Origin of the sequence: Kribbella albertanoniae (genome assembly GCF_004348455.1) — a bacterium.
Classification (GTDB): Bacteria; Actinomycetota; Actinomycetes; order Propionibacteriales; family Kribbellaceae; genus Kribbella; species Kribbella albertanoniae.
In genome coordinates, this window is the sequence record NZ_SMKA01000063.1 from 23,041 (window position 1) to 34,397 (window position 11,357).

At 67.3% G+C, this 11,357-nt stretch carries 8 protein-coding genes; 5 read left to right on the top strand and 3 right to left on the bottom strand.

The window, feature by feature from the left end:
- Positions 1–7: 7 nt before the first annotated feature.
- Both E1261_RS16330 and E1261_RS16335 read left to right on the top strand, forming a co-directional pair.
- A complete protein-coding gene (locus E1261_RS16330; RefSeq protein WP_132407515.1) occupies positions 8–1,660 on the top strand; it encodes a PHP domain-containing protein in 1,653 nt (550 codons plus the stop codon).
- A 174-nt stretch (positions 1,661–1,834) separates the two neighbouring features.
- Positions 1,835–2,767, top strand: coding sequence for a pectate lyase family protein (locus tag E1261_RS16335; RefSeq protein WP_238176254.1), 933 nt, complete (start codon positions 1,835–1,837; stop codon positions 2,765–2,767).
- A 67-nt stretch (positions 2,768–2,834) separates the two neighbouring features.
- On the opposite strand, the gene E1261_RS16340 is transcribed toward E1261_RS16335, so the two are convergent.
- Positions 2,835–4,382 (bottom strand): carboxylesterase/lipase family protein, encoded by a 1,548-nt coding sequence (locus E1261_RS16340; RefSeq protein ID WP_132407519.1) that lies wholly within the window; start codon positions 4,380–4,382, stop codon positions 2,835–2,837.
- Between the two features lie 54 nt (positions 4,383–4,436).
- On the opposite strand from E1261_RS16340, the gene E1261_RS16345 reads away from it, so the two are divergent.
- On the top strand, positions 4,437–4,976 hold the full coding sequence (locus E1261_RS16345) for a TetR/AcrR family transcriptional regulator (RefSeq protein ID WP_202874743.1): 540 nt from the start codon (positions 4,437–4,439) through the stop codon (positions 4,974–4,976).
- Between the two features lie 161 nt (positions 4,977–5,137).
- On the opposite strand, the gene E1261_RS16350 is transcribed toward E1261_RS16345, so the two are convergent.
- Entirely contained in the window at positions 5,138–5,749 is a 612-nt protein-coding gene (locus E1261_RS16350) for a VOC family protein (protein WP_132407523.1), read from the bottom strand.
- A 43-nt stretch (positions 5,750–5,792) separates the two neighbouring features.
- On the bottom strand, positions 5,793–6,140 hold the full coding sequence (locus tag E1261_RS16355; RefSeq protein WP_132407525.1) for a VOC family protein: 348 nt from the start codon (positions 6,138–6,140) through the stop codon (positions 5,793–5,795).
- Between the two features lie 171 nt (positions 6,141–6,311).
- Between E1261_RS16355 and E1261_RS16360 the strand changes: the two genes are divergently transcribed.
- Together E1261_RS16360 and E1261_RS16365 are read left to right on the top strand one after the other, a co-directional pair.
- Positions 6,312–9,062 (top strand): ATP-binding protein, encoded by a 2,751-nt coding sequence (locus tag E1261_RS16360; RefSeq protein WP_202874745.1) that lies wholly within the window; start codon positions 6,312–6,314, stop codon positions 9,060–9,062.
- A gap of 205 nt (positions 9,063–9,267) precedes the next feature.
- Positions 9,268–10,461: a glycoside hydrolase family 5 protein gene (locus E1261_RS16365; RefSeq protein ID WP_132407529.1), complete on the top strand. Its 1,194-nt coding sequence runs from the start codon at positions 9,268–9,270 to the stop codon at positions 10,459–10,461.
- The last annotated feature ends 896 nt before the right edge of the window (positions 10,462–11,357 follow it).

Genomic DNA, 11,357 nt, shown 5'->3' on the forward strand with positions numbered 1-11,357 from the left:
GCCACCCATGACCGATGTGACTCGCCCCCACAGCACAGGCAGTCCACGCCGGAGTTTTCTCCGCGGCGCAGGGTTGACAGGTGCGGGTGTCGCCGCCGCGACCGTGCTCGGCGCACCGGCCGCAACAGCATCGGCAACCGATCGACCTCGGCGCGGTGAGTACCTCTGGCTGGCCGGCGATCATCACCTGCACAGCCAGTACAGCAACGACGCGATGTTCCGGGTCGACGACCAGGTCCAGCGGGCGATCGAGCACGGCCTCGACTGGATGGTGATCACCGATCACGGGAACACGGCCTTCTCGTCGTACAGCGTGCCGATGCTCGCTGCCGACGTCGCGGCCGCCCGCAAGGCCAGCCTCGAGAAGATGCTGGTCTTCCTGGGCATGGAGTGGAACATGCCGGGCGCCGAGCACGCGACTTTGATGCTTGCACCAGGCAAGAACGAGGCCGACTTTCTCAATGAGTTCGTCAGCAAGTACGACGCGCGCGTGAACAACACCCGGGACGGAACGCCGGCCAACGAGGCGCTGGCGGTCGAAGCGATCAAGTTCCTGTACCGCGGCGTCCGGGACGGGCGGATCCCCGACGCACTGGTGCTGGCGAATCACCCGTGCCGGCTGGGCATCGACTCACCCCATGAGCTCCGCGCCTGGCGCGATGCTGCTCCGGGGACCGTCCTCGGGATGGAAGGTGCGCCCGGCCATCAAGCCGCCGGACTGCCGGCTCCCGGAATGGCTCGCGGCCGCGGTCTGTACGACAGCGCACCGAGTAAGTATTCCTTCCCGGGCCTCCCCGCGGAGGCCTACCGCACGCACGGCGGCTTCGACTGGATGACGGCGACCGTCGGTGGGGTGTGGGACTCCCTGCTCGCGGAGGGCAAACCGTTCTGGATCACGGTCAGCTCCGACGGCCATCAGGCTTGCGGCGACTGGGTGAAGAACCCCGTGGACCCACTCGACCAGAGCTCGTACGACACCAAGCCGTACGACGAGACCGGCCGGACCTTCATGACCACCGGCAAGTTCCCCGATCCGATCGGTGCAGGCAGGCCAGTGACGACGTACAGCGGTCTGCCGCCCGGCGCCTACTCGAAGACCTGGGTCGGGGCGACTGGTCGCGGACATCGCCCCGTGATGGACGCCATCCGGGCCGGCCGGGTCTGGGCCTGCCACGGCGACCTGATCTCCGGTCTTGACGTCCGGCTGCGATCCGGTGGCCAAGAGGCGCCGCTGGGCGGACGGATCAGCGTCAAGCGTGGCTCATCGGTCCGGTTGTCCGTGGAGATCGAGCTCACCGAAGGCGGCAACTACGCACAACTGCATCCCGAGCTTGCCCGCGTCGACCTCATCATGGGCACAGTCACCGGACCGGCGACCGATCCCGACACCATGACCGCGCCCGGCGCCCATGTCCTCAAGTCCTGGGACGTGACGCAGACCGAGGGCACCTTGACGCTGTCACACACGCTGAAGATCGACGGACCGTGCTACTTCCGGCTCCGCGGCACCGACGGCAAGCGGAACGCACCCGGCCCGTACGGCGCCGCCGTCGATCCGGCCGGCCCGGTCATCGACGTACTGGGGAACGCCAATCCCTGGGAAGACCTCTGGTTCTACGCGAACCCGATCTTCGTCGACATTCGAAAGGGGTCACTGTAATTCGCGGTTTGATCGTTCCATCGAATCGCTTCGATTTCTGACTCACTCGAACTCTTGACCTCCAGGTTTCCGCTTTGTAAATTCTTCGATGGAAAGCGTTTTCCTCTCAGTCCCGCCCCGTTCACTGGAGGTTTTTCCATGCGATCCATCGCGCGCCGATTACCTTTCCTTGTGGTGGCTGCCGTCCTGACAGCCACCGCCGGCATCACCGTCGCCGCCCCACGGCTGCTGCCGGAGGCCGCTGCCTCGACGTACGCCCTGCAAGGCTGGGCGACCCAAGGAGGTGGAACGACCGGCGGTGGCAGTGCGACTGCCGTCACCGTGACCACCGCCTCCGCCCTGATCAGCAACATGCAAGCCAGCGGTGCCCGCGTCATCCGGGTCTCCGGCACGATCACGCTGTCCGGTATGAACAAGGTCGCCGCGAACAAGACGATCATCGGCGTCGGCAGCAGCTCGGCGATCGTCGGCGGTGGACTCAACGTCGCCAACGTCAGCAACGTGATCATCCGCAACCTCAACTTCCGCAACTGGGGTGACGACGCGATCAACGTGCAGTACTCGACGCGCGTCTGGGTCGACCACAACAGCTTCAGCAACGGGTACGACGGCGCTGTCGACGTCAAGCGCGCCTCGGACTACGTGACCGTGTCGTGGAACAAGTTCTCCAGCCACGACAAGGTCGGCCTGATCGGTCACAGCGACGACAACGCCGGTGAGGACCGCGGCAAACTGCGGGTGACCTACTACGCCAACTGGTTCGACGGCACCACCCAGCGCCACCCACGGGTCCGCTTCGGCAACCCGGTGCACGTCTTCAACAACTACTACCGCAGCACCAGCGGCTACGGCGTGGCCTCGACCTGCGACGCCGGCGTCTACGTCGAGCGGAACTACTTCGAGAGCGTGTCGAAGCCCGTCGTCGCCCAGACCGGTGACTCACCGGAAGGCAACGTCAAGCTCCTGAACAACTACCTGGCCAGCTCCGGCGCCCCGGTTTCCCGGAATGCGGCCAGCGTCGCCGCCATTCCGTATTCTTACGTGGTCGACGCCGCCGAAAGCGTAAAGTCGATCGTCACCGGCGGAGCTGGAACCGGCAAAATCTGAATCCAGCACAATTGACCCCGGAGCGCCTCCCGTCGCCCCACAGGAGGCGCTCCGGCCTTACCCCATGTCAAAGCTCGATCGTGGCCCACAAATCGCAATTGTGGGCCCGGCTCACATTTGTCCGGCGAATGCCGTGCGCGAGCGATTGGACCGCGACATCGGTCGGCCGGAGTTGCTGCCAGCGCGGAAGACCCGGAGTGTTCGGGTTGCCCGTGCGGGCGAAGGTCGACCAGTAGCTGATCATGCTGTCGGCCAGGCGCTGCTGGGCGCTGGTGAGAGCTGGACTGGTGACACCGTCGCGGAAGTCGAAGAGGTACAACGCGTCGGCCGAGTGATAGGCGCCGTACGGGTAGGTGACCGGCGGCAAGGTCGGCGGCGCGGTGTGGTCGGCGAACTCGTAGGCGTACGTCGGGGATCGGCGCGCGAAGGCCTGGTTGCGTTTCAAGGTCGGGCAGGCGAAGGCGCTGTCGGTCGTCACGGCCGCCCAGGCTCGGCTCGGCGGGATGCTTTTGCTCAGTGGATAGCGGTCGGCGACTCGGCCGGCCTCGGCACCGAACGCATCGGCGAGATAGTCGAGGTATTGCCGGGGAGTGAGTGGCTGAGTCGCGTGATCGATGATCCCTTGCAGGTAAGTCATTTCGTCGCGCGTGCTGCCGGACAGCATCGGTACGTCGTGCGCTCCGCCCCCGGCCAGCACGGTGGCCGGGTTCTCCGGAAGAGTCGTGCTGCCGTAGGAGAGTCCGGCGAACTTGCCGAAGTGCGGCATCAAGTCCGTGGCAGCCTTCTCCCGCCGCAAGCAGTCGACTGTGGAGCAACCGAGGGTGGCTGCAACGGCTTTGCCGCGGACGGCGACGCTGCCCGGCGCCTCCCACGGCGAGACGGTCGGCAGTCCTGGGGCGAGAGCGTTGGCCGGGATCGCCGACGTACACAGCGAACTTTGGATGATCGCGCGTTGGAAGAGACCTGCCGCCGCGGGTGCGGCGAGCTGGGCGCAGATGCTTTGCCCGCCTGCCGATTGGCCGAACAGCGTGATGTTGCCCGAGTCGCCTCCGAAGGCGGCCGCATTGCGCCGGACCCAGCGGAGCGCGGCCTGCTGATCCTCGAGTCCGAAGGTGCCCGAGCCTTCAAGCCCGGGAAAGCCGAAGTTGCCGAAGATGCCGAGGCGGTAGTTGATCGTCACCACGACCACCTCGCCGCGGACCGCCAGCCGGTGTGGGTCGTACTCGCCTCCCGAGCCTTCGACGAACCCGCCACCGTGCAGCCAGACCATCACGGACTTGCGCGGCCCGCCCGCGGTCGGCGTCGTCACGTTCAGATAGAGACAGTCCTCCTCGTCGGTGGCCGTCGTACCGGTGATGGACTCCGCCTGGGCGCAGCGAGGTCCGAGAGCGGAAGCATCGCGTACGCCGGTCCACGCCGCCGCGGGCTGCGGTGAGCGCCAACGGAGTGCGCCGACCGGCGGCGCGGCGTACGGAATGCCGTTGTATTCCTGGTAATCCCCCAGATCAACGCCGCGGATCTCGCCTTGTTCGATCCGGACAACGAGCGGGTTTTCGGTGGGAACCACTGGCACCGCGAGCAGGGCGGCCAGTGCGAGCGCGAGTATCTTCACCATGAGGTCCTCATCTAATCAATACTAACGTATTGTTCTGCTCAGGAGGCTAACTTGGTGAGAGGTCAGGGTGCCGCGCACGACGAGCGGCGGTCCGCGATCGTCGAGGCGGTCTTCGCGCTGGTCGACGCCGGTGGGGTCGACCAGGTGACGGTACGGCGGGTCGCCGACCGGGCCGGGGTGTCGATCGGCCGGGTGCAGCACTACTTCCCGACCAAGGACGATCTGCTCCGCGCGGCCTCCGTCGCCATCAACGAGCGCGGTACCCAACGCGTGCAGGAACGCGCCACCGGCGGCGACCCGGGCGACGTACTGCGCGCCGTACTATCGGTGCTGATCCCACGCGACGAGGACGAGCGGCGACTCTTCCGGATCCAGCAGTCCTTCGAGACCTACGCACTCACCAACCCGGAGCTCGCAGAACACCTCAAACAGGGCTACACCGACCTCGCCGCTCTCTTCACCCTCCTCCTCGGCAGCACCGAGGCCGAAGGCCACCAGCTACTGGCCACCTCGATCGGCCTCGCCACCCTGGTCCTGACCAACACCATCACCCCAGCCCAGGCCGACAACATCCTCGCGACCGAACTCGCCTAACTGCTGCCGGTCGTTGCGCCACCTGCGGAGCAGGCCGGCGCCGGCTGCGGACCGGCAGGCCATCACAAATGGGTGCGCCCGCCGGGTTCAGGCGGGCGCGGTTGGGATTGCGGCAATTGTGATGGGCTGGGGGTTCGCACACCCAGGGGACACGTGCCGTTTCAGGCGGTGGTGGTTTCCCAGACGAAGCCGTCGGGGTCGGTGAGGGGGGCGGCGTCGGTGCCCAGGACCAGGTGGTGGGAGCCTGTGCCTTCTTGCGGCATGCCGGTGTCCTTGGCGAGGGCGCGGCGGGGGTAGAGGGCCAGGGTGATGGGTGAGGACGGGGTGTCGAACTCGACGTACTTGCCGCCGAAGCTCTTGCCGACGGCCAGGCCCTTGTCGACGTAGAAACGCTTGCTTGCCTTGACGTCCTCGACGCCCAGCAGGAGTGCGACCTGGTCGATGGTGCCGGTGACCGGGGCGGTGTCCTTCTTGCTCGAGGTGGCGACCTTGATGATCATTCCGTCCGGGGTCTGGACGATGCCGCCGTACCCCCAGAAGCTCTTGGTGGCGGGCTTCAGGGTGGTGGCGCCGGCCTCGGCGGTGGCGCCGATGATGGCGTCGACGTCACCGGGCTGGGCGGCGACGAGCGACAGGGCGAAGCCGCGGAAGCCGGTCGACGGGGTGTCGGTGCCGCGGACGGTCACGTAGGTGTCCAGGCCGGTGGCGCGGTAGAAGGCGTCGGCGGCGGTCGGGTCGGTGGCTTCGACGGTGACAGAGGCGAGAGTGTTCATGGCTGAATTCCTTTGCGTACGAAAGTGGATGGGTGGTGGTGGTTCAGCGGTCCTGGATGAGCCCGAGTACATTTCCGTCGAGGTCGATGACCGTGGCGACCAGCCGGCCGGCGCCGACCTCGTGGGCGGCTTCCTTCACTTCGGCGCCGGCCGCGGTCAGCTCGGCGAGCTTCGCTTCGATGTCCGACACGTGCCAGTACGTGACCGGCGAGGTCATGCCCTGCGGCCCGCCGTCGGGGACCAGTCCGATGTGCTGGCCCTCGGCGTCGAAGCCGACGTAGTACGGCGAGTCCGTCTGCGGCGCGAGGCCGAGTAGAGCGGCGTACACGGCCTTGGCCTTCGCCAGGTCGGACACCGGGTGCAACACGGTCTTGATTCCCTGCGTCGTCACGATCACTCCTGTGGTGGTCCGTTGCTTGCTGTAGTCACAGCTTGCGGCCCGGCCTAGCGGCTCCACATCCGTGGAGAGCACGGAACTGCACCACGGATCGGGAGCACGGATACGCACCACGGATTCGGCCTAGTGGCGGCCACTGAGGGGCAGATGAGGGAAGATTGGGCGGTGACCGCCACTGTCGACATCTCGCCGCGTGAAGGCGAGGTGCTGGAACTGGTCGGGGCGCACTTCAGCAACGCCGAGATCGCCGCGCGGCTGAGCATCTCGGTGCGCACCGTGGAGAGTCACGTCTCCTCCCTGCTGCGCAAGCTCGAGGTCCCGGATCGGCGCGCGCTGGCCCACCGTGCGCCCGAGCCGACCAGCACAGGCACGGCGGCCCCGGTGGCGCCGGCACTACCCGCCGCGCTCACCTCGTACGTCGGCCGGTCCGGCGAGCAGGCAGCCCTGATCGAACTGATCACCACCCGTCGCGAGGTGACCGCGGTCGGCCCCGGCGGCGTGGGCAAGACCCGCCTCGCGCTCGCGGTCGCGGCCGAAGCAGCCGGTAACCACTTCGACGCTGTCTGGTACGTCGATCTTGTCCCGGTCACCGATCCGGAGATGATCGCGACCGCGATCGCCGCCACCCTCGGCCTCGGTGAGCAGCCCGGCCGTGACATCACCGAGTCCGTGATCGCTGCGTTGGCCGATCGGCACGCTCTGCTGGTGCTGGACAACTGCGAACAGGTCCTGGACGGCGTTGCGCTGGTCGTCGAACGACTGCTCGCGACCTGCCCCCAGCTGACAGTGCTGGCGACCAGCCGGGCCCAGCTGATGGTGCCGTTCGAACACGTTTACCAAGTCCCGCCGCTGTCACTTCCCGTCGACGGCGAATCGGACGCAGTCGCGTTGTTCCTCGAGCGTGCGGCCGCGGTCGGCTCGACCTTGGACCCGGCAGCGCGTGAACAGATCGCCGTCATCTGCGAACGCCTGGACGGTATGGCGCTCGCCATCGAACTGGCCGCCGCCCGCTACCGAACGCTCGGGCTCGATGGCATCACCGCCGCGCTGTCGCACCCGCTCCGAATGCTGACCGGCGGCTTCCGCGCGAATGAGCGGCATCGTTCGGTGCGAGCGGCACTGGACTGGAGTCACGCCCTGCTGGATCCCGCCGACCAGGCGCTGCTTCGCCGGATATCCGTGTTCGTCGCGCCGTTCACCGCGTTTGCGGCAGCGCAGGTGGCCGAGTCAGACGAGTTCCTGGTGGCCGACGGCCTGGCCCGGCTGGCCGAGCAGAGCTTGCTGGTGGTGACGGCATCACCACGCGGTACGGCGTACCGGGCGTTGGAGACGATCCGCCAGTACGGCACGGAGCAACTCGCCACTGCCGATGAGCTCGGCGCGGTCCGAGATCGACACCTGCGCTGGTGCCTGGAACAGGCGGCCGGGCTGACCGCGGATCGGCCGGACTGGCGAGCCGGATTCGATGCGGTCGCCGACGATCTGCGCTCTGCCCTCGCCTGGGCGGCTCAGGAGCCGGAGCAGCGTGCGAACGCCTACCGGCTCGCGCAACGGCTGGCCGAGCTGACCTTCACCCGGACGCTGATCGGTGAGTCCCAACTGCGGTACGAACAAGCCGCGTCGTACGCCGAGGACCCCGGAGCGACGGCCGCCGAGCTCCGGAATGCCGCGGCCGTTGCGGCGTGCCGGATGCGTGGCGACGACCTGTACCGCCTCTACCGTGCTGCGGCGGAGGCCGATCTCCGCGCCGGGAGTACCGAGGGCGCGGCCCGCGACCTAGCGACTATCGCCATCACGTCCTACCGGTTCGCGGGCAGGTTCGTGCGCAGGCTTCCGGTGGAGGAGACCGACGCCCTAATCGCCCAAGCACGTGAGCTGGCTGGGCAGGACCAGGCGGCACAGGTCATGGTGGCGGTGGCCGAGGCCGGGCAGGCGCTCAACGCGGCGATCATCACCGCCGAGGGCCACCCCGGCAATGCAGTCGCGGACACCATCACGCGCGCCGAACGTGCTGTCGAGTCGGCGCACAGCGCAGGCGATCCGCTGGCCGAGTCCATCGCGCTCGACGTACTGACCGGCGCCCAGAGTTGGGCCGGTGACACCTTCGCCGCCGCCGCTACTACGCAGCGCCGCATCACGCTGCTCTCCTCCACACCGGTGACGCCGGCTGCTACCCACGAGCTGATCGAAGCACTCGGTGAGGCTGCAGAAGCGAGTCTTGGCACCGGCGACCTGCACGCGGCTCGGCAGTGGGCGGCGCAGCTCGCCGAACATCCCCTGCTGGCTGAGGTCGGCCACCGCGCCACGAGCTGGCTCTTGGTCGCGGACGCCTTCGCGGGCAACGTCGACCAGGTGCTCAGCGGCAGCGTCCGCTTCCTCGACGCCTGGCGACGCGCCGGCAGTCCGGCCCGGGCGTCCCTTGGTCCGGCAGTCGCCGCGGTCGCCATGGTCCATGGGCTCCGTGGCGACGAGGACGCCCGGCGGGAGTGGCTCGAGATCCTGGAGCAGCTCGACACTCCCCCGGAGGAAGCGTTCGGCTACGGCGCAGTCTTCGACACCATGCTGCTGCTGCACCACGGCCGGTTACCCGAAGCCCTCGAGCGGATCGCCCGACCACCCTCGGAGATCTGGAAGTGGGTCACCTGGATCTGGCACCACTGGTACGTCGCCCTGCGCGCCGAGGCCGCCGTACTTGCGGGGCATCCAGACGCCCTCGCCCGCGTGACCGAGGCCCGAACCATCGTGGCCGGCAACCCGCTCGCCGCTGCCCAGGTAGCGCGCGCCGCAGCACTCCTGGACGGCGATCCGGACGCGGTCCGCGCCACGGCGGCAATCTTCGATTCCCTCGGCTGCCATTACCAGTCCGAACGCACTCTGATACTTGCTGCGGGCAACCACACTCAGCACGGCAGTTGAAGCTCCGGCTCGTCGAAGTCTTGTCAGCGGCGGCTCCGCGCGCTTAGGATCCGGCCACCCCTGGTGATCTCGTCCTCAACTGCCCGCCCCCATCGTCGAAGCGCTTCGATACCTTATTCGACAGCACTGTGTTCGACAGCACTGTGTTCGACAGCACCGTGTTCGACATCGCTTCGTTCGACAGAACTGGAAGAGGTACGCCCCTATGCGTTCTCGCAAGCTCAGAACCGTTCTGCTCGCTGCTCTACTGACTGTCGCCACATCCGTGCCAGGTATGACGAACAGCGCCTCCGCCGGCCCCGCGGCAACAACAAACGCTGCCCAGATCGTGGCCGACCTGGGCGTCGGCTGGAATCTCGGCAACCAGCTCGAGGCCAACTCCAACGGCTACCCGAGCGAGACGGCCTGGGGCAATCCGGCCGTCACCCAGGCACTCATCGACAAGGTGAAAGCGGCCGGCTTCAGCTCGATCCGGATCCCGGTCTCGTACCTGCGCAGCATCGGCGCCGGCCCGAACTACACCATCGACTCCGCCTGGCTGAACAGGATCCAGCAGGTCGTCAACTACGCCTACAACCGCGGCCTGCGCGTCATCATCAACATGCACGGGGACGGCTACAAGAGCATCCCCAATGCCTGGCTGATCTGTGACGCCGCCAACCAGACCGAGATCAAGGCGAAGTACCAGAAGGTCTGGCAGCAGGTCGCCACCAGATTCCAGAGCTACGACAACCGGCTGATCCTCGAGTCGATGAACGAGAACTTCGACGGGCAGTACGGCCGCCCGACCCAGCCGTGCTACTCGAACATCAACGCCTACAACCAGATCTTCGTGGACACGGTCCGACGGGCCGGCGGCAACAACAACGCACGCTGGCTCCTCGTCCCCGGCTGGAACACCAACATCGACTACACCGCCGGCAACTACGGCTTCGTCGTACCGACCGATCAGTACCGGTCCTCCTCCATTCCCAGTAACGAGCAGCGGCTCATGATCTCGGTGCATTACTACTCGCCGTGGGACTTCGCCGGTGAAGAGAACGGAACGATCACCCAATGGGGGCGCGGGGCAACCAATCCCGCGAAGCGCTCGACCTGGGGCCAGGAGGACTACCTGGATTCCCAGCTGAAGCTGATGTACGACAAGTTCGTCGTACGGGGCTACCCGGTCGTCGTCGGTGAGTACGGCTCGATCGACAAGACCTCGGCCGACTCCTCGAACAACCGCTACCGCGCCGACTACGCCCGCGCCGTCGTTGCGACCTCCAAGAAGTACGGCGCCGCCACCGTCTACTGGGACAACGGCCACAACGGCCAATACGGCTTCGCCCTCTTCAACCGCAGCAACACCACGACCACCCAGCAAGGCATCATCGACGCCATCAAGAGCGCCCGCTGAAGCCAGCGTAACCAGCCGAACGGCCGAACCGCGTACACCTACTGGGGACCCCGGACACCGCACCAGATGTCCGAGGTCCCCACTACATGACCGCGCCACACCCCACCGCATAACGCGCCAACCTTCCCCCGGCACCCGGGATCGTGGACCGGGAGTCACCTTGAGCACCCACCAGCCGTCTGGCACCCCGCCGGAACGGTCGAAGCGTGCTCAAGGTCGGGCGGTCGGCTCACCTTGAGCACCCCTCAACCACCCGTTGGCCGCGCGGATGGCTGAGCCGTGCTCAACGTCGTACCGACCCGCGTCGAGGGCCCTGCAGCTCTCGCCCCAGCGATCGCGCGTCCGGTGCTCGATCCATCGCTGGGGATGCCATGCCAGGGACTCGCCCGTCTGGGTGCTCAATGCATGGCTAGGGATGCGATGCCAGGGATCCGCGCGTCCGGTGCTCGATCCATTGCCGCGGGGTGCCGTGCCGGGGATCGCGCCTCCGGTGCACAGTCGACTGCTGTGGCTTCGGGATCATGCTGTTCGCGGCTGATTGAGCGGTGTGGTTGCTGGTGATGCACGGTCACCTGCTGCTGCGATGGCCCTCGGCCTGGCTACTCACACCGCCCGTGCGGCGGCCCGGTGGTGTGCGGATGCTGCCCAGGCTGGCGTGCGAAGCCATGTCGTATGGGGTTGGGGCGATGCGCCTCCGGGACTTCCTAGGAGCTCGCTGAGGAACCACTGCCCACAGCCCGGGCCGAACGGCGTCAGGTACGACCATTCGGAAGGGTTCGCCGTGCAGGTTGGGGTGCGGGTTATGAGTGTGCGGGCGGTGACTTCGGCGATCCGGGTTGTGGTGGCGGTGGCTGGGCATGGGTAGGTCCGCGGGCCGGCCTGGGGGCCGGCTGCCG

What these genes read in the sequence shown, in the direction of transcription:
- E1261_RS16350 (WP_132407523.1), bottom strand. Translation starts at nt 5,749, where the DNA reads ATGAACACTCTCGCCTCTGTCACCGTCGAAGCCACCGACCCGACCGCC.
- E1261_RS16365 (WP_132407529.1), top strand. Translation starts at nt 9,268, where the DNA reads ATGCGTTCTCGCAAGCTCAGAACCGTTCTGCTCGCTGCTCTACTGACT.
- E1261_RS16330 (WP_132407515.1), top strand. Translation starts at nt 8, where the DNA reads ATGACCGATGTGACTCGCCCCCACAGCACAGGCAGTCCACGCCGGAGT.
- E1261_RS16340 (WP_132407519.1), bottom strand. Translation starts at nt 4,382, where the DNA reads ATGGTGAAGATACTCGCGCTCGCACTGGCCGCCCTGCTCGCGGTGCCA.